Here is a 21,790-nt window from a genome sequence, read left to right on the forward strand (position 1 = left end):
CGTCTTTTGCTAGACCCAATTTCCGGAGTCCCCGAGATGGCTCGAGTATGTCAGGTGACCGGCAAACGACCGGCGACCGGTAACAACGTATCCCACGCCCACCGCAAGACGCGGCGGCGTTTCCTGCCCAATCTGCACACCCACCGCTTCTGGGTGGAGAGCGAGAACCGCTTCGTGCGGCTGCGCGTGAGCAGCAAGGGCATGCGGATCATCGACAAGCTGGGCATCGATGCGGTGCTCGCGGACTGCCGCGCCCGCGGCGAAAAGGTGTAAGGAGCTCTCCATGGCAGCGAAAAGCGCACGCGACAAGATCCGCCTGGTGTCCTCCGCCGGCACCGGCCACTTCTACACCACGTCGAAGAACAAGCGGAACATGCCCGAAAAGATGGAGATCAAGAAGTTTGATCCGGTCATCCGCAAGCACGTGATGTACAAGGAAGCCAAGATCAAGTAGTCATTGCCCGGCGCCAGAGCGTCTGGTGGCAGATCTAAAAGCCCGGCCTGGCCGGGCTTTTTTATTGCCAGCAGCCTTGAGTGGGCGCACCATCACGGACACCACTCACTCGGAGCCCTATCCTTCCCCGGCAGTCCCCTGTTGTGTCGCCGTCTCGGCCCAGCGCACCATCATGCGGCCCCACTGATGGGCAGTAGACGGGTCCAGTTCTATCTTGGTGTAGCGGCCGCCATCGCGGATAATGACCCTCAGGAGAGGGATCCCCGAGTCGTGCAGGATCTGCCGCAACTCCACGACCTCACCAAACGGCGCATCAATGGACTCCATGATGTGTACGCTCTCTCCCGGGCCGGCCACACGCAGATCGGGCCGCCTCTTTCATCAACTGGCAAAGCGCAAGCATGCACCCTATTTTTGTCGGCCGGCAACCCATCTTCGATGCGCACGAGCGCCTGGTCGGTTTCGAACTCCTCTTTCGCGCCGGACACCGTAGCGAAGCCTCGGTGACCAATGGCGACGAAGCCACCTCGGACCTGCTGCGAAGCGCGTTCGTGGATATCGGCCTGCCCCATCTGGTCGGTCCGCACCTGGCCTTCGTCAATCTGACACGGTCCTTTCTCGACGACGACATCATCACCGGCCTGCCCCCCGATCAGGTGGTCCTGGAGATCCTCGAGGATATCGAGATCGATTCCGAGGTCGTCGCCGCGGTGCAAAGGCTGAAGCAGCGCGGTTTTCGCATCGCCCTGGATGACTACCAGTTTCAGGTCCACCACTCGCCGTTGGTGGCGCTGGCGGACATCGTCAAACTCGATGTACTGGCGCTTTCCACCGAGGCGCTGGCACGCGAGGTCGAGACGCTGCGCACGTTCGGCGTGGAGCTGCTGGCAGAGAAGGTCGAAACCGCCGAGTGCTACCACCACTGCCAGCAACTGGGTTTTCGCTACTTCCAGGGCTACCACCTGTCGCACCCCCACGTAATCGAAGGCCAGCGTCTGGAGAGCCTGGAAGTCGCCCTGCTGAAGCTGCTGAAGACCCTGCACGATCCCCACCCTGAACCATCGGAACTGGAACGCCTCATTGGCGCCGAACCCGATCTGGCTAGCCAGATCCTGCGCATCGCCAACAGCCCCGCGTACCGCGCCGAACAGCCCACGGACGATCTGGCTTCGGCGCTCGATCGTCTGGGGCAGGGGCGAATCCGCCGCATCGGGATGTTGCTGGTACTCCACAATGCGGCCGGACCCTCGGCCGCGGTCGAACAGGTCATGATCCGCGCCCGCATGGGGATGCTGCTCGCCCGGGCGTGCAACCTGACAGCCCCGGAGTGCGAGTGCCACTTCTCTCTGGGGATGCTCTCCGGACTGGACCGCGTACTGGGCATCCCGCTGCGGCGCATCCTGAACGAACTGCACCTGGCGCCGGAGGTGGAAGAGGCGCTGATCGAGCACAAAGGCCCGCTCGCCCCCTGGCTGGAGACCATCGAGGCGTTCGAGGGGCCGGCAAACCCGCCCCCCGTCGGAGAATCCCCGGTGGCGCCACAGGTTGCCAGCCGGCTCTACCTGGAATCGGTACGCTGGACCGAGGACATATTCGACGCGCTGTCCAGGACCTGACTGATGGCACCCCACCTGCACAACCGGCTCGTCTCGCCCGGGACGACGCTCCCGGACGGCCTCCACGTGCGGCTGGACGCAAGCGCGGGCGTCCATGCCGGGGGCGGTTGGATTGAGGTCGTCCCGGGCCTTGAGGCGCTGCCTCCGGATCTCTATATTGAGCATTGGTGGGGAGACGGCCCGGCGCGCGCCACCAGCGCCGGCCCCCTGTATCTGCTCGAGTTCGACGACGTCCTGTTCGCCGCCTGGCAGGGCCCGGACCGTCCCCTGCGCGAACAAACCGAGCAGGCCTACCGTCAACTCCTGAACGCCTGCCGGCAACACGGCTTCGAACACCCAGCACGCATCTGGAACTATTTCTCCGACATCCACGGTGACGAACAGGGCCAGGAACGCTACCAGGCCTTCTGTATCGGGCGCGCCGAGGCGCTGGAGACGCTCGAGGTCCCGCTGGGCAGCATGCCCGCGGCCACCGCGATCGGCACCCGGCAACCGGGCCTGTTGGTCTACCTGATCGCCACACGCGCCCCTACCCGTGCGATCGAGAATCCGCGCCAGGTTAGTGCCTACCACTACCCGGAACGCTACAGCCCGAGAAGCCCGGCCTTTGCCCGCGCCACGCTGCTGCTGACCGCGACCGGACCCATGCTGATGGTCTCCGGCACGGCCAGTATCGTCGGTCATGAAAGCCGCCATCCCGACGATGTGGTGGCCCAGGCGCGCGAGACGGTGACCAACCTCCAGGCCCTGCATGACACGGCGGGGCGCGAACTCCCCGGCCCTTCGTGGTTGCGGGTCTACCTGCGGCGCCCCAAAGATCGCGCCGCCGTCGCGGGGGTGATCGCCGAGCACTACAAGGCGATGAAGCCGGGCCCCGTCATCCAGTGGGCCCGAGGCGACATCTGCCGGCCAGAACTGCTGCTCGAGATCGAGGGCGTACATGCCTGAGCTCCCCGAGGTCGAGACCACCCGGCGAGGCTTGGCGCCCTTGTTAGAGGGCCAGACCATCAACCGGCTCGAGGTACGCAACGGACGCCTGCGCTGGCCGGTACCGGAATATCTGCCCGAGCGTCTGGCCGGGGCCCGTATTACCGCATTGACGCGCCGCGCCAAATACCTGCTGCTGACCACAGATCGTGGTGGTGCGCTCCTTCATCTCGGGATGTCCGGCTCGCTACGCCACTGCACACCTGATGTCCCGCTGCGCACACACGACCACCTGATCCTGCATCTGACGAATCGCTCGCAGGTGCGCTTTCATGATCCGCGCCGCTTCGGGTGCTGCCTGCCGCTGCCGGAGACCGGCGAGACACACTCCCTGCTGGCCGCCCTGGGGCCGGAACCCCTGGATGCCATATTTGACGGCGACTACCTGTTCCGCCGCAGTCGCGGGCGACGCGGCCCGGTCAAGGCCTTCATCATGGATCAGGATATCGTGGTCGGCGTGGGCAACATCTATGCGACCGAGGCGCTGTTCCTGGCCGGAATCCGTCCGGGGCGGGCCGCCGGGCGCGTGACCCGGGCGGAATACGAACGACTGGCCGGATTCATCCGCACCGTGCTGGGCGCGGCGATCGAACAAGGCGGCACGACCCTGCGCGACTTCCTGCGCGAGGACGGGACCCACGGGTATTTTCGCCAGTCACTGCGGGTCTACGGACGCGCCGGAGAGCCGTGCCTGGAGTGTGCGACACCGCTGCGCAATCGACGCATCGGGCAGCGCGCCTCGGCGTACTGCCCGACCTGCCAGCGGTAGCGAGCCGCGCACGTACGGACAACGCCCGGGAAACGCTAGGGAGACGCTGATTGAATCGCACGTCCGCGTTGGTGCCCCCTGTTTTCCGAGACAAGGCGCGTCGTGCAGCGGGTCGTGGTTCTACCCGCCCGTTCTTGATTGATTCGGGGCGCAACGCAGGATCGGGGAACAGGGGGCACCAACCCCACAAGCCATTCAAAGCAGGGGCTCGGCCGCCCGTTGTTATCAGAAACGGGCGTGGGAACGACGTTGCGGCTCCTTTGTGCAGAATGACTGCACGACAGTCACCGCGCCTTGTTCGCACGCAAAAGCGACTCGAGCGCGGACGCGCGATTCAATCAGCGTCTCCCTAGCTAGCCGCGCTGACGCGCGATACGCAGCACATCCGGCAGGCGCCGCAGGCCGCGCATGATCTGGGCCAGGTGCTGGCGATCGCTGACGGTCAGCAGGAAAGTCATCGCGGTGGAGTGGCCGTCCTGCTCGTTGAACGAGATGTGCTCGATATTCGAGCCGTGATCGGCGATCACGGCCGCCATGTCCGCCAGTGCACCGCGCCGGTTGGCGGTGCGGGTGCGCACCGCCGCGGTGAACTGCAGTTCCGGCTCGTGTGACCATTCGAGCGCGATTGTCTTGTCCGCCCGGTCGCGGCTCTCGTGCAGCACGTTACGACAGCTCTCCCGGTGCACCACAAGGCCACGACCCGCGCTCAGCTGGCCGATAATCGGGTCGCCGGGGATCGGGTGGCAACAGCGGGCATAGTTCAGCACCAGACCCTCGGTACCCTTGACCGCCAGCGTGGTCTGGGTGGTGTTGTCGGCCTCCGCGCTCTCCTTGCCCACCATCTGGCGTGCGACCAGCGAGGCCATGCGGTTGCCCAGCCCGATATCCACCAGCAGGCTGTCCAGGTCCTGTAGCTGCATCGCGTCGAGCAGCTGATCCAGGCGCGCCGGCGAGATCTGCTTGAGGGAGGTGTCCAGCGCGCTCAGGGCCTTCTCCAGCAGGCGTTCGCCAAGGGCACGGGCCTCGTCCGACTGCATCGACTTCAGGCAATGCCGGATGCCGGACCGGGCCTTGCCAGTGACAACGAAGGACAGCCAGGCCGGGTTGGGGCGCGCGCCGGGGGCGGTGACGATCTCCACCGTCTGTCCGCTTTGCAGGCGCACCGAAAGCGGTGCCAGCTGGCGATCGATCTTCGCCGCCACGCAGCGGTTGCCGACGTCGGAGTGCACCGCGTAGGCAAAATCGATCGGTGTCGCATCGCGCGGTAGAACCAGGATGTCGCCCTCGGGGGTGAAGGTGTAGACCTCGTCCGGGAACAGATCGACCTTTACGTTTTCCAGGAACTCGATGGAGTTGCCGACGCTGTTCTGGATCTCCAGTACATCCTTCAGCCACTCGCGGGCCCGGCTCTGCGCGGTGCGCGCGGACTCGCCCCCGGCCTTGTACTGCCAGTGCGCGGCGATCCCGCTCTCGGCCACGCGATCCATCTCGGTGGAGCGGATCTGCACCTCGATCGGGATGGCCTGCGGGCCGAACAGGATGGTATGCAGCGACTGGTAGCCGTTCGACTTGGGGATCGCGATGTAGTCCTTGAAGCGCCCCGGCACCGGCTTGTAGAGGTTGTGCACCACACCCAGCGAGCGATAGCAGGTGTCGACATCGTCGACGATGATGCGGATCGCGAAGACGTCGAACACCTCCTCGAACGAGTGGTGCTTGTCGCGCATCTTGCGATAGATGCTGTACAGGCTCTTTTCGCGACCGGAAATACGCCCGACAATCCCGGCCGCCTCCATGCGCGAGCAGATCGCCTGCTCGATGTTCTTCATCGGCTCACGCCGGTTGCCCCCGGCCCGCTGCACGGCGCGTTCCAGAACCGCGGCCCGCCAGGGGTGCTTGGCGGAAAAGCCGAGCTGCTCCAGCTCGCGGCGGATCGCGTTCATCCCCAGGCGCTGGGCGATCGGCGCGTAGATCTCCAGGGTTTCCTTGGCGATGCGGCGGCGCTTGTCCGGGCGCATCACGCCCAGGGTGCGCATGTTGTGCAGGCGGTCGGCCAGCTTGATCAGGATCACCCGGATATCGCGGGTGATCGCCAGCATCATCTTGCGGAAATTCTCCGCCTGCGCCTCGGCCTTGGACTGGAACTGCAGGTGGGTGAGCTTGGAGACGCCATCGACCAGCTCGGCCACTTCCTCGCCGAACTCGGCGTGGATGCGATCCTTGCTGGTGGCGGTATCCTCCATGACGTCATGGAGGATCGCGGCACAGATGGCCTTGTGGTCCATCCGCATCTCGGCCATGGTCCGGGCCACGGCCAGGGGGTGGTAGATGTACGGCTCGCCGGTCTTGCGGGTCTGACCTTCGTGGGCCTCCGCGCCCAGCAGATAGGCGCGATAGACCTCCTCGACTTCGTCCGGCTCGAGGTAAGACTCGAGCTCGGAACACAGATCGCTGATCAGGAATCGGGTCGAGTCACCGGGAACCGGCGATGCGGCCCCGGGCACGGCTGGCTGCCCAGCGGCCATGAGTCAGTGTTTCCCTAGCGTTCGTCGGCTTCCAGCTGCTCCAGATGGCGGATCGTGCTGAAGTCCAGCATCTGGTTCTGGGGCCGTTCATCGTGCTCGTCGAACACCTCGGTGCCGACCAGCCCTTCGGCGATCTCGCGCAGGGCGATGACCGTGGGCTTGTCGTTGTCCTCGGATACACGGGGCTCCTTGCCGTGGGCGATGTGACGGGCCCGGCGGGCCGCCATCAGCACCAGTTCGAAGCGATTGTCCACTTTTTCGAGGCAGTCCTCGACGGTGACGCGTGCCATGGGTACTCCGGTTATGAGTCGTTAATACTGCATGTTACGCCGTGCCCGGCGTACTCGCCAACAGATTCCGTATCGTCGATGCGGAACGAATCTCCTGCTCCACCGTGCGCAGACGGTTGGAGCGGAAGATGCTGGCCAGGTCATTGACCGCCCGCTCGAAATCCGAGTTGACGACCGTGTAGTCATATTCGCGGAAATGCGTGCAATCGGACTCCGCGTCGCGCAGGCGGCGCTGGATCACCTCTTCACTGTCCTGCCCGCGTCCGCGCAGGCGCCGTTCCAGCTCGTCGCGCGACGGCGGCAGGATGAAGATCGAATGTGCATCCGGCACGGCCGCGCGCACCTGGCGCGCGCCCTGCCAGTCAATCTCCAGGATCACGTCCATGCCGGCATCCAGGCGTTCCTCAACGCTGGCGCGCGCGGTACCGTAGAAGTTGTCGAACACCTTCGCGTGTTCCAGCAGTTGGCCATCCTCGATCATGCCGAGGAACTCCTCGGCCGAGACGAAGTGATAGTGCTCGCCGTTCACCTCGCCGGCGCGCGGCTTGCGCGTCGTATGCGAGACCGAGACCTCGACCTGTTCCACCCGCTCCAACAAAGCGGCAACCAGGCTGGTCTTGCCTGCGCCCGATGGCGCGGAAACGATATAGAGGGTGCCGCGAACGGCCTGGGAAGTGGCGGTCATGAACGCGTCCGCAGGAGCAGAACAGGAATGGAATCATCGGCTGGCTGCCGGCCAGAAACGACCCGGCACACCAGGGAAATAGAGTTGGTCGGAGTGAAAGGATTCGAACCTTCGACCCCTGCCTCCCGAAGGCAGTGCTCTACCAAGCTGAGCTACACTCCGAACCGAGCCCGCTATTATGCCGAGCCACTACGGGCGTGTCCATGCCCTGTGCCAGCCGAACCTTCGATCCCATCGACGTCACCGGCAAATGGCCCCAAACCGCCGATGTGAACGGGTCAGTGATCGCGGCCGACGGCGAAACGCGCGAGGTCGATCAGGGCCTGGCGGTGTGGCGACTCGGGGAGCACGGACACCGCGGCAATCGCCGCCTCGGTCTCTGCGGCCGCGCGTTCGCGGGCGTAGTCCAGGGCCCCGGTGGCGTGGACGATGTCGAGGACCGCCTCCACCTGCTCACGCCCGCCGTCCTCGATCGCCTGACGCACCACGGTCTGCTGCTCCGGCGTACCGACCCGGATCGCCTGGATCAGCGGCAGGGTCGGCTTGCCCTCGGCGAGGTCATCGCCCATGCGCTTGCCGGTCACGGCATCGTCGGAGGAATAGTCGAGCACATCGTCGATCAGCTGGAAGGCAGTACCCAGATGCATGCCATAGTGGGCGAGCGACTCTTCCTCGGCCCGCGGACGCTCGCCAAGGATGGCGCCCAGCTGGCAGGCGGCCTCGAAAAGCTTGGCCGTCTTCGACTGGATCACGTTCATGTAGCGTGCCTCGTCGACGTCGGCGTCATGGCAGTTCATCAACTGCATCACCTCGCCCTCGGCGATCACGTTGGTCGCATGAGCCAGGATCTCCATCACCCGCATCGAGCCCACCTCGACCATCATCTCGAACGCGCGCGAGTAGAGAAAATCGCCGACCAGCACCGCGGCTTCGTTACCGAAGATGTGGTTCGCGGTCTCGTTGCCCCGGCGCATCTCGGAGGCATCGACCACATCGTCATGCAGCAGGGTCGCGGTGTGGATAAACTCCACCACCGCGGCCAGCACCACCGGCTCCTCGCCCTCGACCGCGCAGGCGCGCGCCGACAGGGTCGCCAGCAAGGGCCGCAGGCGCTTGCCCCCAGAGTGGATAATGTAGTGGCCCAGCTGGTTGATCAGCACCACCGGCGAACTGAGCCGGTCACGGATGCACTGGTCGACCGCCTGCATGTCGTCTGCAGCCAGCTCTCGGATTGCGTTGATGGACATGCGGGTAGGCGCGCCAGTATGAGGAAGTTGGTAGGCGCTGGCATGCTAGGAAGGCCCCGGTGGGGTGTCAAGCGCGCACCACCGTCGGGCATTGACCCGAAGGCGACTCGCTGCTAGCATTTCCGCCCTTTCGCGAGACCGGTCTTTGGTTCCAGACTTTACAGGCCGGTCCACACAGGTATCGCAACGGAGTCCCAGGGAAATGTACGCGATCATCGCAACAGGTGGTAAACAGTACCGCGTCGCCGAAGGTGACGTGATCCGCATCGAAAAGCTTGAGGCCGAAGCCGGCTCCGAGGTCGAGTTCGACCAGGTGCTGATGGTCGGTTCGGGCGACGATGTTCGCGTCGGGGCCCCGCTGGTCGACGGTGGCAAGGTGACCGCCAAGGTCGAGGACCACGGCCGCGCCAAGAAGGTCCACATCATGAAATTCCGGCGCCGCAAGCATTCGCAAAAGCAGATGGGGCACCGCCAGCACTACACCACCGTGCGCATCACCGGCATCGCCGGCTGACGCGCAGGCGCACTTTTTCAGGAGAACGAATCCATGGCACATAAAAAGGCAGGCGGGAGTACCCGCAACGGGCGCGATTCCGAGAGCAAACGCCTGGGCGTAAAGCGCTTTGGCGGCCAGGTCGTGCGCGCCGGCAACATCCTCGTCCGTCAGCGCGGGACGCAGTATCATCCCGGCGAGAACGTGGGTTGTGGCAAGGACCACACGCTGTTCGCGAAGGTCGACGGCGAAGTCGTGTTCAAGGTCGGTGGCCCGAACAACCGGCGCTTTGTGAGCGTGCAGCCGCAGCAGTAAGCGGACACGCCACCGGTAGCGCCAAAAGCCCCGTTCCACGGGGCTTTTTTATTGCGCAAATCAAAGACGGGTACCAGGAAGAAGCGGCATGAAGTTCATCGACGAGGCAACCATTACCGTGAAGGCCGGCGACGGCGGGAACGGCTGCGTGAGCTTTCGCCGCGAGAAGTTCATCCCGTTCGGTGGGCCGGACGGCGGTGACGGGGGCGATGGCGGCTCTGTGTGGCTGGTCGGCGACGAGGGGCTCAACACCCTGGCCGACTTCCGCTACCAGCGCCGCTTCGACGCCCAGCGTGGCGAGAACGGCATGGGGCGCCAGCGCACCGGTGCCTCCGGCGAGGATCTGGAGATTCCCGTCCCGGTCGGCACCCAGGTCCGTGACGCCGATACCGACGAGGTCCTGGGCGATATCACCCGCGACGGCGAGCGCCTGCTGGTCGCCCAGGGCGGCTTCCACGGGCTCGGCAATACCCGCTACAAGTCCTCCACCAACCAGGCGCCACGCCAGAGCAAGCCCGGCACGCCGGGCGAGCTGCGAAAGCTGGCGCTGGAACTGATGGTACTGGCCGACGTGGGACTCCTGGGCCTGCCGAATGCCGGCAAGTCCACCCTGCTCGCGCGCGCCTCGGCCGCGCGCCCGAAGATCGCGGATTACCCGTTCACCACCCTGATCCCGCAACTGGGTGTGGTGCGCATCGGACCGAACCAGAGCTTCGTGATGGCCGACATACCCGGCCTGATCGAGGGCGCGGCCGAGGGCGCCGGGCTGGGTACCCGCTTTCTCAAGCACCTGGCGCGCACGCGCCTGCTGCTGCATGTGGTCGATGTGGCCCCACCCGACCCCGAGGCCGACCCGGTCGCGGACATGCAGACCGCGCTCGGCGAGCTCGAACGCCACAGCGATGAACTGGCCGGTCGCCCGCGCTGGATCGTGCTGAACAAGAAAGAGCTGCTGGACGCCGAGGCCCTCGAGGCCCTGATTGCGCGGGTGCGCGACGTGGCGGGCAACGAGCGCCCGGTGTTCACCATCTCCGCCGCCACCGGCGACGGGGTCGACGCACTGATGCAGGCCGTCATGCGCCACGTCGAAGCGGCGAACCAGAAGCCCGAGACAACCCCCACGGTGACCGGCGGGGCCGGGGAGGACCACGCGTGAACACCCGCGCCCTGCGCCAGCTCCCGGCCATCCGCCGCGTGGTGGTCAAGATCGGCTCGGCGCTGATCACCGCCGATGGCGCGGGCCTGGACCGTCCGGCGCTGGAATCCTGGGCGCACCAGATCGCCGCGCTGCGGCGCAAAGGGCTGGAGGTCATCCTGGTCTCCAGTGGCGCCGTGGCCGAGGGCATGCGCCGACTCGGGATGAGCGAGCGCCCGCACCAGCTGCATCGCCTGCAGGCCGCCGCGGCCGTGGGGCAGATGGGTCTGGTGCAGGCCTACGAGCGGGAGTTCGCAAGCCACGGCCTGCACGCGGCACAGGTCCTGCTGACGCATGACGACCTCGCCGATCGCTCGCGCTACCTGAACGCCCGCTCGACCATGCAGGCCCTGCTGGAGATGGGGACCATCCCCGTGGTGAACGAGAACGACACGGTCGCCTACGAGGAGATCCGGCTGGGGGACAACGACACCCTGGCGGCCCTGGTTGCCAACCTCGTGGTCGCCGACCTGCTACTGATCCTGACCGACCAGGACGGCCTGTTCGACCGCGATCCGCGCCAGCACGCCGACGCGCAGCTGATCCACGAGGGCCGCGCCACGGATACCGAACTGCACCGCTTCGTGGCCGCCGATTTCGGACGCCTGGGGCGCGGCGGCATGGCCACCAAGCTCAAGGCCGCGGAGCGCGCCGCACGCTCCGGCACGCATACCGTGATCGCCTCCGGGCGCGAGGCCCAGGTGATCGGCCGCGTACTGAAGAACGAGCGCCTGGGCACCTGGCTCAAGCCCGACCGCGAGCCGCTGGCCGCGCGCAAGCGCTGGCTGGCCGACCAGCTGCATTCGCGCGGCGAGCTCCTGCTGGATGCCGGCGCCGCACGCGTGTTGCGCGAGTCGGGCCGCAGCCTGCTGCCGGTGGGCGTGGTGGGCCTGCGCGGCGACTTTCGGCGCGGCGAGGTCGTGACCTGCGTCGACCCGGACGGCCGCCCGTTCGCACGCGGACTGACCAACTACGCCTCCAGCGAGGTGGAACGCATCCGCGGCCTGCGCGCGGACCATATCGAGGCGGAGCTCGGCTACCTTCTGGAACCCGAGCTCATTCACCGCGACAATCTCGTTCTCCTGTAGATGCATTGTCCCGGCGATCCCACCGCTCAACGAATGCGGTAAGGTGCCCGCATCCCGAATCACCGACCCGAGCCAAGGAGCCCGCATGTCGCGCGAAATCATCCAGACCGAAAACGCCCCGGCCGCGATCGGCCCCTACTCCCAGGCCGTGCGCGCCGGCGACACCCTGTACCTGTCCGGCCAGATCCCTCTGGACCCGGCCACGATGGAACTGGTCGACGGCGGCATCGAAGACCAGATTCGCCGTGTGTTCGACAACCTGAAGGCCGTGCTGGAGGCCGCCAATGCGGATTTCTCCGACATCGCCAAGCTGAACATCTTCCTGATCGACCTGACCCACTTCCCGCTGGTCAACAAGATCATGAGCGAGGTCTTCGCCGAGCCGTATCCGGCCCGCGCCGCGATCGGCGCGGCCGCCCTGCCCAAGGGCGCGCAGGTGGAGATGGACGCCATCGCCTGGTGCCCGCGCGGCTGATCCGCGCGCGGCGACCGCGGTGGACCTGCAGACGCCGCTGACGGGGTTCAAGGGTGTCGGCCCCGCGGTGGCCGAGCGCCTGGCCCGTCTGGGCCTGGAACAGGCCCGGGACCTCCTCCTGCACCTGCCACTGCGTTTCGAGGACCGTACCCGGCTGACCCCGATCCGCGCCCTGCGCCCGGGACTGTCCGCCCTGTTCGAGGGCCGGGTCACCCACGCCGAGGTCGTCCATCGCCGCCGCCGCATGCTGGTGGTCACGCTGGAAGAGGACGGCGCGTCCATCCTGCTGCGGTTCTTCCATTTCGGCAGCGGCCAGCAGCGCCGCCTGAGCCCGGGTACGCGCATTCGCGCCTTCGGCGAACCGCGCGGCATGCCCGGCGCGATGGAGTGCGTGCACCCGGAACTCCAGGTGGTAGGCACGAAACCACCCGTGCTGGAAACCCACCTCACCCCGATCTATCCGACGACCGAGGGCATCTCGCAGAAGCTCCTGCGTCAGCTGATCACCGAGGCCCTGCCGACCACCGAACAGCTGCCCGACCTGCTCCCGGAACTGAACCAGCGCCAGCTACCCGGGCTGCACACGGCCCTGCAGCAGCTGCACCACCCCCCGGCACGGGCCGAGGTCCTGGATGCACTGGACACCGCCGAGCAGCGCGGGCCCGCGCGCACCCGCCTGGCACTGGAGGAGCTGACCGCCCACCAGCTCGCCCGCATGGAACAAAACCGCACCCCGCAGGATACGCGCCGCGCGCCGGTCATCCGTCCCGAGGGCGCGCTGTGGCGACAACTGCGCGACCAGCTCCCGTTCGCACCCACCAGCGCACAGGACCGCGTGATCCACGAGGTGCGCGAGGACCTGGCCCGCCCGACCCCGATGAACCGGCTGGTGCAGGGCGACGTCGGCTCCGGCAAGACCCTGGTCGCGGTTGCGGCCGCCCTCGCGGCAGTGGAGGCCGGCCATCAGGTCGCATTCATGGCCCCCACCGAGCTGCTCGCCCGGCAGCACGGGCGCAATCTCGCCCAGTGGCTGGAACCGCTGGGCGTTTCGGTGGCATGGCTGGGCGGACGCCAGGGCGCCAGCGAGCGGGGTCAGTTGCTTTCGGAACTGGCCAGTGGCCATCGCCAGGTCGCGATCGGCACCCACGCCTTGTTCCAGGAAGAGGTCCGCTTCCACCGCCTGGGACTGGCGATCATCGACGAGCAGCACCGCTTTGGCGTGCATCAGCGCATGGCCCTGCGCGACAAGGGCAATGGCCAGATGCCGCATCAGTTGATCATGACCGCGACCCCGATCCCGCGCACGCTGGCCATGGCCCTGTACGCCGACCTGGACAGCTCGGTCATCGACGAGCGTCCGCCGGGGCGCACACCCGTGCGCACCGCACTGATCAGCCACGAGCGTCGTGACGAAGTGATCGAGCGCATCCGTGCCGCCTGCGGCTCCGGCACCCAGGCCTACTGGGTCTGCCCGCTGGTGGAGGAATCGGAACAACTGGAGGCGGAGTCCGCGGAGGCGACCGCCGAGCGCCTTCGCGAGGCGCTGCCGGAGCTGAGTATCGGGCTGGCCCACGGGCGCATGAAGGGGCCCGAGCGCGATACGGTGATGGAACGCTTTCGTGCCGGCGCGCTCGATCTGCTGGTCGCGACCACGGTAATCGAGGTCGGCGTGGATGTCCCCAATGCGAGCCTGATGATCATCGAGAACGCCGAACGCATGGGGCTGTCACAGCTGCACCAGTTGCGTGGCCGTGTCGGGCGCGGCAACACCGCCTCTGCCTGCGTGCTGCTTTACCGCCCGCCGCTGGGCGAAACCGCCCGCGAGCGCCTGGAGGCGATGCGCCGGACCGACGACGGCTTCGAGATCGCGGAGGTGGACCTCCGGTTGCGCGGCCCCGGCGAGCTGCTGGGCACGCGCCAGACGGGCGACCGCAGCTTCCGTGTGGCCGACTGGTCGCGCGATCAGGACCTGCTGGAGGAGGCCACAGAGCTGGCCCTGCGCATGCGCGAGGACCCGCCACGCGCGGCGGCCCTGATCGAACGCTGGCTGGGCAGCGCCACGCGCTACGCCACCGTCGGCTGAATCAGGGCCGCACGGAACGCCCGCTCCCATCATCCATCAGACAAGAGAGCAAAGGAGCACTCAATGCCCGTTGAATCACTGTTATTGCTGCTGCTGATCGGCGGCATCGCCGGCTGGCTCGCGGGGTTGCTGGTCCACGGCGCAGGCCAGGGCATCCTGCTGAATATCGTGATCGGGGTGATCGGGGCAGTGCTGGGCGGCTGGCTGTTTACCCAGCTTGGGGTGCCGACGGCCGGCCTGATCGGGACCCTGGTGGCCGCCACGGTTGGAGCCATCCTGCTGCTGGCGCTGCTGCGGCTGATCGCACCACGCAAGTGGTAAACGAACCGCATGGAGGGAGACGCGATGATCCAGATCCTCGGCATTGTCCTGCTGGTCGGCGGCCTGATCGCGGCCATCGTCGGCCTGCAGGACAGTTTTGCTCTGCGTGAACGGGCGGCGCGCCTGTTCCTGGGCCGCTTCACCCAGCGCACGCTTGCCCTGCTGATCGGGGGCGTCACCGCCGCGGTCGTGGGGCTGGCGCTCCTGGTCTGATCCCCCCGCAGTCACCCCTCCGAGCATGACACTTGTCATGCTCGGACACGGCAAAAAGGTTGGCGCATATCGTACGACCCGGTAGGGTCCGATCCGGGAGCAGGCGGTCACCCCGGGACGGGGGGGCAGGCCCTGCCCCGCCCATAACAAGACCAGGGGGACCGCATGACGCACCATTCCACGCGCCGACTGGCGCTCTGTGTCGCCGTCGCCGGCGCCATGTTCGCCGCGCCGACCACCCTGCTCGCGGCGGGGTTCTACATCCAGGAACAGGGCGTCACGGGCCTTGGCCGGGCCTACGCCGGCGAGGCCGCCGCGGCCAATGATGCCAGCACCATCTACTTCAACCCTGCCGGCATGACGCGCCTGGAAAGCGGCGAGTTTCAGGCCAACGTGCACCTGCTGATGCCGCGCACACGCATGAGCGACCGGGGCTCGTCGGCCACTGGCGCCTTCGGCGAGCAGGCCACCGACGGTGGTAACGGCGGCAACCCATACGATCCGACCCCCGTCCCGAATCTCTACTGGGCCGAGCGCTACGGCGAGCGCCTGTGGCTGGGCGTGGGGCTGACCGCACCCTATGGCCTGGCCAACGACTACGACGACGATTTCTTCGGGCGCTACGACTCCACCGATACCGACCTGAAGGTGATCAACCTGCACCCGTCGATGGCCTTCGAGTTGAGCGAACGCGTTTCCATCGGCGGTGGTCTGGACCTCCATTACGCGAACGCGACGCTGCGCAGCGCCGTCCCCTCGCCCACGGGCCCCGATCCGGACACCGATGGCGAATTCAAGCTCGAGGGTGACAGCTGGGATGTCGGTTTCAACCTGGGCCTGCAGGCCGACCTGACCGACGCGACCCGGCTGGGCCTGCACTACCGCCACGGGGTCAGCCAGACCCTGCGTGGCACGGCGACGGTTACCCCACCGCAGGGGCTGGGCGAGAGTACGACGATGTCCGCCCAGGCCCGGCTCAAACTGCCGGATGTCGCGAGCGTCGCCCTGTCGCACGAGTTCGATGCGCGCTGGACCGGGCTTGTTCAGTACACCTGGTTTCGCTGGTCGAACTTCGACGAGATCGATGTACGCAGCGCTGGTGGTTCCATCCAGACGGTGGAGCAGAACTATCGCGACAGCTATGCCATCGCGCTGGGCGCCGAGTATCAGGCCAACCCGCAGTGGACGCTGCGCGCCGGCATTCAGTACGACCGCACGCCAACCCGCGACGGCTTTCGCAGCACGCGCACACCGGATGGCGATCGCATCTGGTACACGGTCGGCGCCAGCTACCGCGCCAGCGATCGCTTCAGCTTCGACTTCGGCTATGCCTATATCGACGTCGGCAGCGAGTCGATCGAGCTCGAATCGGAATTTGCGGAAGTCGGGGTGAGCACCGAGACTCGCGGGCGCACGCGCGGCGATGTGCACGTCCTGTCGGCCGGGTTGCGCTACCGCTTCTGATGCCTCCCGGGGCGAGGGATCACGCCCCGGCCCTTCACGGCGTCACCAGTTCTACTCCGCACGACTCCACTAGGGCCGCTCGATCCGCCGGGGCCAGGTCCTCGCGACCCGCGTTCGCCGGGCCCAGCTCCGCGTGCATGACCGCGGCGGGATCATCGACGTGCCCGATCCCCAGGGCATGGCCGAGCTCGTGTGCCAGCGTCAGGCGCAACTCGTCAAAGTCGCTCGCCTTGTAGACCGTGATGCTGCGACGGTTGCCCTGTTGCTGGTAGATCGCCATGTCGAAACCGCTGCCCATGGCCGCTGCCCGGTTGTACTGGTCGACCTGTTCATTGAAGGCGGCGATCTCGCGTTCCAGCTCGCGCCCGGCCGCGTTCAGATCCGCCCGGCGATCCTCCAGCCCGCGGCGGCGTTCCTCCAGTCGATCGTGCTCCTCGCGCAGCTCTCGCGCCCCCTGCTCCAGACGCTCGCGGGCCTGTGCACTGTGCTCCACCCGACCCGCGTTCCAGTCGGCGACCCGGTCTTCATGCGCGCGGCGCCGCTCGTCGAACCCGCGCACGCGGCGTTCGTACAGCTCGACGTCGGCATTCAGCGCCGAGCGATGGCGTTCCAGGCGCTCGCGGGCATCGTCGATATCCTCTTGCGCCCGATCCAGCTGCGCGCGCGAGCGCTCCCGTGCCATGGCGCCGGCCTGACGTTCGTCGAACACCAGCCGCACGGCCATTCCCTCGCCGTCGCGCGCGGTGAACAGCCGTTCTTCGGTATGGGTCTCCCACATCGCCACCGCGGCATCGAGTGCGCGGCGCACTTCGTCGGGCTCCAGCTCGAAGCGCGGGTCGATCTCGCCCAGATGCATCTCCACCGGAATCGCACAGCCGGGCGCGGCCGGATGCCCCCCGCCCGCCAGGAAATCGCGCGGATCGCCATCCAGCAACACGGCCCCGCCCAGCACCACGGCACCCGCACCGCCCAGCACCCATAACGGTATGGCCATGCATCCCCTCCGAGATCCCCAAGCGCAACATGCCACCGATCTGCGGCATTCGCCAATTTGCTCCCCTGCAGACGCCGAGGCACCATGAACCGCACACATTTCGCAGGGAGAGCCCCATCATGATGCCTCGTTTCAGCCTTTACGGCCTGCTGGCCGCCATCCCGTTCGCGTTCCTGCCACTGGTGGCCCAGGCCGAAACACCGAACATTCAGCCGGGCGAGTGGGAGTACACCAACACCACCACCATGGAAGGCGCACACCAGATGCCGGAGCAGACCGAGACCTACACCGAGTGCGTGACCGAGGACGACCTCGCGCGCGGCGAGGAGATGATCGAGGCGCCCGAGGGCTGTAGTGTGGACAGCATGGACATGCGCGCGGACGGCGTGGACTACACCATGACCTGCACCGATCCCGACGGCACCAGCATGGACATGCAGGGCTCGATGCAATTCATGGGAGATCGCGCCGAGGGTGAAATGCGCAGCGAGATCGACTCGCCGATGGGCCCCATGTCCGTGCGCATCACCGTTGAAGGCCAGCGCATCGGCGACTGCTAGGAGCTGTTTTTTGCCATATCGGCCCGGCCCCGGTAATACCGGGCCGGGTACTCAACGCCTTACGGTCGCACGCAGTGCGAGACGCACGAGCGACTCCACCGAGTCGGCCTGATCGCGCACGGCGGCGACCATCTTCTCCGCGCTGGCGCGTGGATAACCCAATGACTCGAGCGCTGCCAGGGCCTCGCCGTCCATCGCGGCACCCGGGATATCGGCCCCTGCGTCGGCACCCCCCGGCGCAGCCGCGAATCCCATCTCGGCCAGGCGCTCGCCCAGCTCCAGCACCACGCGTTCAGCCGTGCGCTTGCCGATCCCCGGGACCTTGGCCAGCCCGGTCACGTCACCGCCGCTGATCAGGCCGGCGAGTTCGTCACCTGCATAGGTCGAGAGCATCGCGAGCGCGAGTTTGGCCCCGATCCCGTTGACTCGGATCAGGCGCCGGAACAGATCGCGGTCGCGCTTGTGCATGAACCCGAACAGCTGGTGCGCATCCTCACGTACCACGAGGTGCGTGGTCAGGACCACGGTCTCGCCCGGCTCCGGCAGGGCCGCCAGCGTGGAGAGCGGGACCTCGACCTCGTAGCCCACACCCCCCGCATCGATCACCACGCCATTCACCTCGCGGCTGATCAGCGTCCCCTCCAGCCGGGCAATCACGGGCGCCCCCCAATCACGGCCGAGGCGGCGCCTGCCAGACGCGCCTGGTGCTGGGCGGTATGGGCATGGCACAGCGCGACGGCCAGGGCATCGGCGGCATCGCTGCTGGCCGGTTCGGTCAGACGTAACAATTGCTGCATCATGTGCTGGACCTGCTCCTTGTCCGCGCTGCCCACGCCGACCACGGCCATCTTGATCGCACGCGGGGCATATTCATGTACCGGGAGCCCGGCCTGAGTCGCCGCGCAGATGGCGGCCCCCCGGGCGTGCCCCAGCTTGATCGCCGACTGCGCATTGCGCGCGACGAATACCGTTTCGATCGCCAGCACGTCGGGCTTGAGTTCACCGATCACCTCGACCACGCCGGTGAAGATCTCGCCCAGGCGTTCGGGAAACCCCTTGGATCTGGGCCGGATCACGCCATGGCCGCGGGAACGGCCCTGGCCCTTGGCGTACTCGATCACCGCAAAGCCAGTGATCCGCGAGCCGGGGTCGATACCAAGGATGCGCATTCGCTTGTCCAGGAACTCGCGCTACTGCCCCACGCCTTCCGGGAAGTCGGCGTTGGTAAAGACGTTCTGCACGTCATCCAGGTCGTCCAGCATCTCCAGGAGTTTCAGCACGGATTCGGCGGTCTCCGCATCCAGTGGCGACAGGGTCTCCGGGCGCCAGGTGACCTCCGAGCTCTCCGGCTCCAGCCCTCGGTCCAGCAGCGCCTGGCGCACGTCCTGATAGGTATCGGGCTCGGTAATCACCTCGATCGCGCCGTCGTCCTCGACCTGCACGTCCTCGGCCCCACCCTCTAGCGCGGCCTCCATGACCGTCTCGTCGTCCAGCCCCGGCGCAAAACGAATCACGCCCTTGTTCTGGAACAGGTAGGCCACCGAGCCATCGGTCCCCAGGTTGCCACCCATCTTGGAGAAGGCGTGACGCACCTCGGCCACGGTCCGGTTGCGATTGTCGGTCATGCAGTCGACCAGGATCGCCGCGCCGCCCGGGCCATAGCCCTCGTAGCGGATCTCCTCCATCGCGGCCCCGTCGGTCTCGCCAGCGCCGCGCTTGGCCGCGCGCTCGATGGTATCCCGCGTCATGTTGGCGCCGAGCGCCTTGTCGATCGCCAGGCGCAGGCGCGGATTGGTCTCGGGGTCGGACCCGCCCTGCCGGGCAGCGACGGTGATCTCGCGGATCAGCTTGGTAAAGAGTTTGCCGCGCTTGGCGTCCTGGGCGTTCTTGCGATGCTGGATGTTCGCCCACTTGCTGTGGCCTGCCATTCGGTCACGACTCCTTGGGTTGGGTTCGTTGGGCGCGGCCAGGCGACCGCGAGACCCGCACAGTCTAATCGACTGGGGCTGTCGGGTTCATGCCAGGATGCGAAGTGACGCTGGATGGAACCGCGCAGGGCTTGCACGGGAGCAGGAAAGGTCTGTCTTTCTAAGGACGCAGCAACGGTCCCTCGACGGCCTCGCGGGCCTCGCGCCCGGCCAGTTGCTCGATCAGGGTCAGGGCAAAGTCCATCGCCGCGCCCGGACCGCGGCCGGTGATGATGCGCCCGTCAACCTCGACCAGTCCCCCGGTAGAGGGGATGCCCGATTCGTCCAGCGCCCCGGTAAACGAGGTCACCCGACGACCTTCCAGCACCCCCGCCTGTGCCAGCGCCTTGGGCCCGGCACAGATCGCACCCAGCCAGCCGTCGCGCTCGGCCTGTGCCCGCAGCATCGCCTGTACATGCGGGTTGTCGCGCAGGTGATCGGCCCCCGGCAGACCACCGGGCAACACGATCAGGTCGAAGGCATCGTCCTGAATGGCATCCAGCGTGGTGTCCGGCTGGATCACCGTCCCGCGGGAACAGCGCACGGGGCCCTGTTCGAGCCCCGCGACCGTGACCTCGAAGCGCGCGCGGCGCAACAGGTCGATGATGGTGACGGCCTCCAGCTCCTCGGCCCCGGCCGCCAGCGGCACCAGGACACGTGGTGTTTCCTCCGTCATGGCCGCACCCCCAATCAGCGCTGACTGTAGATGTTCAGCCCTTTGAGCAGATTCAGGGCCTCGCTCAGACCGTAATCACGCTCGGCCAGGCTCTCGCCATTGTCGTCATCGTCTTCCGGCACGTCCTCGCCCTGCAGCTCGCGCTGCATACGCGCCTGGGCGTCACGCTCATCCTCGCCTTCGGCACGCGTGACCGTCAGGTTTTCCAGCCGGATGTCGGGTGCTACTCCCTCTTCCTCGATGTTGCGCCCATCCGGCGTGAAGTAACGCGCCGTGGTCAGCTTGATACCGGTGTTCTCGGTCAGCGGCAGGATTGTCTGCACCGAACCCTTGCCAAAGGTGTTCTGGCCCATGACCACCGCGCGCTTGTGATCCTGCAGGGCGCCGGCCACGATCTCGGAGGCCGAGGCCGAACCCCGGTTCACCAGTACCACCATCGGGGCACCGCCGAGCACATCACCCGGCGAGGCCTGATAGCGGAACTGAGAGTCCTCCAACCGACCTTCGGTATAAACGATCAGCCCTTCCTCCAGGAAAGCATCGGACACACCGACCGCACCATTCAGGATGCCGCCCGGATTGTTGCGCAGATCCAGCACCAGGCCGCGCAGATCGCCCTCTTCCTTCAGCTCTTCGACGGCTCGCACAACGTCACGCGCGGTGCGCTGCTGGAAGTTGCTGATACGCAGGTAGCCATACCCGTCTTCGAGGATCTCGGAACGCACGCTCTGGACCTGAATACGGTCGCGCGTCAGCGTGATCTCCTTCGGCTGGTCCTCGCCCTCGCGGACGATGGTCAGAGTAATGTCGGAGCCCTTCTCGCCGCGCATCTTGGAGACGGCATCGGACAGCGTCATGCCCTGCACCGATTCACCGTCCAGGCGAATGATCAGGTCACCCGCCTGGATGCCGGCCTTGCTCGCCGGGGTGCCATCGATCGGGGCAATGACCTTGACGAAGCCATCCTCCATACCGACCTCGATCCCCAGACCGCCGAACTCGCCGGAGGTGCCGACCTGCATGTCCTCGAAGTCCTGTTCGTCCAGGTAGGCCGAATGCGGATCCAGCCCGGAGAGCATCCCCTGGATGGCGTTATCCAGCAGCTCCTTGCCGTCCACCTCGGTGACGTAATTGCGCTTGATGCGCATATACACCTCGGTAAACCGCTGCAGGTCCTCCACCGGCAAGGCATTCTGTGCGCCATTCTCGCGATCGGCATACACCGCCACCGACACGCTAAGCATGACACCGACCACCAAACCCACCACCAGGGCGTACCCAGTGCGACACGACTTCTTCATTACCGATCCTCTAGAAACGGAGGTATTTACCGGGTCGATGGTAGCACCGGGAATCTGACCCATGCCTGAACG

The 21,790-nt window shown here is 66.7% G+C and carries 25 protein-coding genes, 1 tRNA gene and 1 pseudogene; 15 read left to right on the plus strand and 12 right to left on the minus strand.

Features of this window, described 5'->3' with window-relative positions; all coding sequences use genetic code 11:
• Positions 1-36: 36 nt before the first annotated feature.
• On the plus strand, positions 37-273 hold the full coding sequence (gene rpmB, locus F813_RS0104550) for a 50S ribosomal protein L28 (protein WP_012983361.1): 237 nt from the start codon (positions 37-39) through the stop codon (positions 271-273).
• A gap of 10 nt (positions 274-283) precedes the next feature.
• Complete coding sequence (rpmG, locus tag F813_RS0104555) at positions 284-454, plus strand: 50S ribosomal protein L33 (protein ID WP_012983362.1); 171 nt, start codon at positions 284-286, stop codon at positions 452-454.
• A gap of 117 nt (positions 455-571) precedes the next feature.
• On the opposite strand, the gene F813_RS0104560 is transcribed toward rpmG, so the two are convergent.
• Positions 572-781: a hypothetical protein gene (locus F813_RS0104560; RefSeq protein ID WP_026148143.1), complete on the minus strand. Its 210-nt coding sequence runs from the start codon at positions 779-781 to the stop codon at positions 572-574.
• A 74-nt stretch (positions 782-855) separates the two neighbouring features.
• On the opposite strand from F813_RS0104560, the gene F813_RS0104565 reads away from it, so the two are divergent.
• The 3 genes from F813_RS0104565 to mutM are packed head-to-tail and all read left to right on the plus strand — an operon-like array spanning position 856 to position 3,826.
• The gene (locus F813_RS0104565; RefSeq protein WP_017925734.1) at positions 856-2,070 is read left to right on the plus strand and encodes an EAL and HDOD domain-containing protein; all 1,215 of its coding nucleotides are present in this window, start codon (positions 856-858) and stop codon (positions 2,068-2,070) included.
• Positions 2,071-2,073: 3 nt separating this feature from the next.
• A complete protein-coding gene (locus F813_RS0104570) occupies positions 2,074-3,018 on the plus strand; it encodes a hypothetical protein (RefSeq protein WP_017925735.1) in 945 nt (314 codons plus the stop codon).
• Positions 3,011-3,826: a bifunctional DNA-formamidopyrimidine glycosylase/DNA-(apurinic or apyrimidinic site) lyase gene (gene mutM / locus F813_RS0104575; protein WP_017925736.1), complete on the plus strand. Its 816-nt coding sequence runs from the start codon at positions 3,011-3,013 to the stop codon at positions 3,824-3,826. The genes F813_RS0104570 and mutM overlap by 8 nt, the downstream gene beginning before the upstream one ends.
• 353 nt (positions 3,827-4,179) lie before the next feature.
• Here mutM and spoT read toward each other — a convergent pair whose 3' ends face one another.
• From spoT to ispB, 5 genes are all read right to left on the minus strand, one after another.
• The gene (spoT, locus tag F813_RS0104580) at positions 4,180-6,351 is read right to left on the minus strand and encodes a bifunctional GTP diphosphokinase/guanosine-3',5'-bis pyrophosphate 3'-pyrophosphohydrolase (RefSeq protein ID WP_017925737.1); all 2,172 of its coding nucleotides are present in this window, start codon (positions 6,349-6,351) and stop codon (positions 4,180-4,182) included.
• 14 nt (positions 6,352-6,365) lie between these two features.
• Positions 6,366-6,641 carry a DNA-directed RNA polymerase subunit omega gene (rpoZ, locus tag F813_RS0104585; protein ID WP_017925738.1) on the minus strand — a complete coding sequence of 92 codons (276 nt, stop codon included), beginning with the start codon at positions 6,639-6,641 and terminating at the stop codon, positions 6,366-6,368.
• A gap of 34 nt (positions 6,642-6,675) precedes the next feature.
• Positions 6,676-7,326 (minus strand): guanylate kinase, encoded by a 651-nt coding sequence (gmk, locus tag F813_RS0104590; protein ID WP_017925739.1) that lies wholly within the window; start codon positions 7,324-7,326, stop codon positions 6,676-6,678.
• A gap of 85 nt (positions 7,327-7,411) precedes the next feature.
• Positions 7,412-7,488, minus strand: a tRNA-Pro gene (locus F813_RS0104595).
• Between the two features lie 116 nt (positions 7,489-7,604).
• Positions 7,605-8,573 carry an octaprenyl diphosphate synthase gene (ispB, locus tag F813_RS0104600; protein ID WP_017925740.1) on the minus strand — a complete coding sequence of 323 codons (969 nt, stop codon included), beginning with the start codon at positions 8,571-8,573 and terminating at the stop codon, positions 7,605-7,607.
• A gap of 202 nt (positions 8,574-8,775) precedes the next feature.
• Here ispB and rplU point away from each other — a divergent pair, with 202 nt between their 5' ends.
• The 9 genes and pseudogenes from rplU to F813_RS0104645 all read left to right on the plus strand — a co-directional run bounded on the left by rplU (position 8,776) and on the right by F813_RS0104645 (position 16,220).
• Complete coding sequence (gene rplU / locus F813_RS0104605) at positions 8,776-9,087, plus strand: 50S ribosomal protein L21 (protein ID WP_012983371.1); 312 nt, start codon at positions 8,776-8,778, stop codon at positions 9,085-9,087.
• 33 nt (positions 9,088-9,120) lie between these two features.
• Entirely contained in the window at positions 9,121-9,381 is a 261-nt protein-coding gene (gene rpmA, locus F813_RS0104610) for a 50S ribosomal protein L27 (protein ID WP_017925741.1), read from the plus strand.
• 88 nt (positions 9,382-9,469) lie between these two features.
• Entirely contained in the window at positions 9,470-10,537 is a 1,068-nt protein-coding gene (gene cgtA / locus F813_RS0104615; protein ID WP_017925742.1) for an Obg family GTPase CgtA, read from the plus strand.
• Positions 10,534-11,664 (plus strand): glutamate 5-kinase, encoded by a 1,131-nt coding sequence (gene proB, locus F813_RS0104620; RefSeq protein ID WP_017925743.1) that lies wholly within the window; start codon positions 10,534-10,536, stop codon positions 11,662-11,664. Before cgtA ends, proB begins: the two co-directional genes overlap by 4 nt.
• 85 nt (positions 11,665-11,749) lie before the next feature.
• Entirely contained in the window at positions 11,750-12,139 is a 390-nt protein-coding gene (locus F813_RS0104625) for a RidA family protein (protein WP_017925744.1), read from the plus strand.
• Between the two features lie 7 nt (positions 12,140-12,146).
• Positions 12,147-14,222, plus strand: a pseudogene (gene recG, locus F813_RS0104630) (ATP-dependent DNA helicase RecG); the annotation flags it as partial.
• A gap of 63 nt (positions 14,223-14,285) precedes the next feature.
• Entirely contained in the window at positions 14,286-14,543 is a 258-nt protein-coding gene (locus F813_RS0104635) for a GlsB/YeaQ/YmgE family stress response membrane protein (RefSeq protein WP_012983377.1), read from the plus strand.
• A gap of 24 nt (positions 14,544-14,567) precedes the next feature.
• On the plus strand, positions 14,568-14,756 hold the full coding sequence (locus F813_RS0104640) for a DUF3185 family protein (protein WP_017925746.1): 189 nt from the start codon (positions 14,568-14,570) through the stop codon (positions 14,754-14,756).
• A gap of 165 nt (positions 14,757-14,921) precedes the next feature.
• Positions 14,922-16,220, plus strand: a complete 1,299-nt coding sequence (locus F813_RS0104645) for an OmpP1/FadL family transporter (protein WP_017925747.1) — start codon at positions 14,922-14,924, stop codon at positions 16,218-16,220.
• 34 nt (positions 16,221-16,254) lie between these two features.
• Here the strand turns inward: F813_RS0104645 and F813_RS0104650 are convergent, their stop codons facing one another.
• Positions 16,255-17,214 (minus strand): matrixin family metalloprotease, encoded by a 960-nt coding sequence (locus F813_RS0104650; protein ID WP_017925748.1) that lies wholly within the window; start codon positions 17,212-17,214, stop codon positions 16,255-16,257.
• Positions 17,215-17,333: 119 nt separating this feature from the next.
• On the opposite strand from F813_RS0104650, the gene F813_RS0104655 reads away from it, so the two are divergent.
• Positions 17,334-17,774, plus strand: a complete 441-nt coding sequence (locus F813_RS0104655; protein WP_012983381.1) for a DUF3617 family protein — start codon at positions 17,334-17,336, stop codon at positions 17,772-17,774.
• Between the two features lie 51 nt (positions 17,775-17,825).
• On the opposite strand, the gene ruvA is transcribed toward F813_RS0104655, so the two are convergent.
• The 5 genes from ruvA to F813_RS0104680 all read right to left on the minus strand — a co-directional run bounded on the left by ruvA (position 17,826) and on the right by F813_RS0104680 (position 21,718).
• The gene (gene ruvA / locus F813_RS0104660; RefSeq protein ID WP_017925749.1) at positions 17,826-18,431 is read right to left on the minus strand and encodes a Holliday junction branch migration protein RuvA; all 606 of its coding nucleotides are present in this window, start codon (positions 18,429-18,431) and stop codon (positions 17,826-17,828) included.
• A complete protein-coding gene (gene ruvC / locus F813_RS0104665) occupies positions 18,428-18,943 on the minus strand; it encodes a crossover junction endodeoxyribonuclease RuvC (RefSeq protein ID WP_017925750.1) in 516 nt (171 codons plus the stop codon). Before ruvC ends, ruvA begins: the two co-directional genes overlap by 4 nt.
• Positions 18,944-18,964: 21 nt before the next feature.
• Positions 18,965-19,702 (minus strand): YebC/PmpR family DNA-binding transcriptional regulator, encoded by a 738-nt coding sequence (locus tag F813_RS0104670; protein WP_012983384.1) that lies wholly within the window; start codon positions 19,700-19,702, stop codon positions 18,965-18,967.
• A 160-nt stretch (positions 19,703-19,862) separates the two neighbouring features.
• Positions 19,863-20,417: a DJ-1 family glyoxalase III gene (locus F813_RS0104675; RefSeq protein ID WP_017925751.1), complete on the minus strand. Its 555-nt coding sequence runs from the start codon at positions 20,415-20,417 to the stop codon at positions 19,863-19,865.
• A gap of 14 nt (positions 20,418-20,431) precedes the next feature.
• The gene (locus tag F813_RS0104680; RefSeq protein WP_017925752.1) at positions 20,432-21,718 is read right to left on the minus strand and encodes a S41 family peptidase; all 1,287 of its coding nucleotides are present in this window, start codon (positions 21,716-21,718) and stop codon (positions 20,432-20,434) included.
• Between the last annotated feature and the right edge of the window lie 72 nt (positions 21,719-21,790).

The sequence above is a fragment of the Thioalkalivibrio sp. HL-Eb18 genome (assembly GCF_000364985.1).
GTDB lineage: Bacteria > Pseudomonadota > Gammaproteobacteria > Ectothiorhodospirales > Ectothiorhodospiraceae > Thioalkalivibrio.

Excerpts from the sequence above, each read along its gene's own strand:
- F813_RS0104570 (WP_017925735.1), top strand. The coding sequence starts at position 2,074 with ATGGCACCCCACCTGCACAACCGGCTCGTCTCGCCCGGGACGACGCTC.
- F813_RS0104565 (WP_017925734.1), top strand. The coding sequence starts at position 856 with ATGCACCCTATTTTTGTCGGCCGGCAACCCATCTTCGATGCGCACGAG.
- rpoZ (WP_017925738.1), bottom strand. The coding sequence starts at position 6,641 with ATGGCACGCGTCACCGTCGAGGACTGCCTCGAAAAAGTGGACAATCGC.
- rpmA (WP_017925741.1), top strand. The coding sequence starts at position 9,121 with ATGGCACATAAAAAGGCAGGCGGGAGTACCCGCAACGGGCGCGATTCC.
- F813_RS0104640 (WP_017925746.1), top strand. The coding sequence starts at position 14,568 with ATGATCCAGATCCTCGGCATTGTCCTGCTGGTCGGCGGCCTGATCGCG.
- F813_RS0104645 (WP_017925747.1), top strand. The coding sequence starts at position 14,922 with ATGACGCACCATTCCACGCGCCGACTGGCGCTCTGTGTCGCCGTCGCC.
- F813_RS0104675 (WP_017925751.1), bottom strand. The coding sequence starts at position 20,417 with ATGACGGAGGAAACACCACGTGTCCTGGTGCCGCTGGCGGCCGGGGCC.
- F813_RS0104680 (WP_017925752.1), bottom strand. The coding sequence starts at position 21,718 with ATGAAGAAGTCGTGTCGCACTGGGTACGCCCTGGTGGTGGGTTTGGTG.
- ruvC (WP_017925750.1), bottom strand. The coding sequence starts at position 18,943 with ATGCGCATCCTTGGTATCGACCCCGGCTCGCGGATCACTGGCTTTGCG.
- mutM (WP_017925736.1), top strand. The coding sequence starts at position 3,011 with ATGCCTGAGCTCCCCGAGGTCGAGACCACCCGGCGAGGCTTGGCGCCC.
- F813_RS0104625 (WP_017925744.1), top strand. The coding sequence starts at position 11,750 with ATGTCGCGCGAAATCATCCAGACCGAAAACGCCCCGGCCGCGATCGGC.
- F813_RS0104650 (WP_017925748.1), bottom strand. The coding sequence starts at position 17,214 with ATGGCCATACCGTTATGGGTGCTGGGCGGTGCGGGTGCCGTGGTGCTG.
- gmk (WP_017925739.1), bottom strand. The coding sequence starts at position 7,326 with ATGACCGCCACTTCCCAGGCCGTTCGCGGCACCCTCTATATCGTTTCC.
- rpmG (WP_012983362.1), top strand. The coding sequence starts at position 284 with ATGGCAGCGAAAAGCGCACGCGACAAGATCCGCCTGGTGTCCTCCGCC.
- F813_RS0104560 (WP_026148143.1), bottom strand. The coding sequence starts at position 781 with ATGGAGTCCATTGATGCGCCGTTTGGTGAGGTCGTGGAGTTGCGGCAG.
- rpmB (WP_012983361.1), top strand. The coding sequence starts at position 37 with ATGGCTCGAGTATGTCAGGTGACCGGCAAACGACCGGCGACCGGTAAC.
- ispB (WP_017925740.1), bottom strand. The coding sequence starts at position 8,573 with ATGTCCATCAACGCAATCCGAGAGCTGGCTGCAGACGACATGCAGGCG.
- spoT (WP_017925737.1), bottom strand. The coding sequence starts at position 6,351 with ATGGCCGCTGGGCAGCCAGCCGTGCCCGGGGCCGCATCGCCGGTTCCC.
- rplU (WP_012983371.1), top strand. The coding sequence starts at position 8,776 with ATGTACGCGATCATCGCAACAGGTGGTAAACAGTACCGCGTCGCCGAA.
- F813_RS0104655 (WP_012983381.1), top strand. The coding sequence starts at position 17,334 with ATGATGCCTCGTTTCAGCCTTTACGGCCTGCTGGCCGCCATCCCGTTC.
- F813_RS0104670 (WP_012983384.1), bottom strand. The coding sequence starts at position 19,702 with ATGGCAGGCCACAGCAAGTGGGCGAACATCCAGCATCGCAAGAACGCC.
- F813_RS0104635 (WP_012983377.1), top strand. The coding sequence starts at position 14,286 with ATGCCCGTTGAATCACTGTTATTGCTGCTGCTGATCGGCGGCATCGCC.
- cgtA (WP_017925742.1), top strand. The coding sequence starts at position 9,470 with ATGAAGTTCATCGACGAGGCAACCATTACCGTGAAGGCCGGCGACGGC.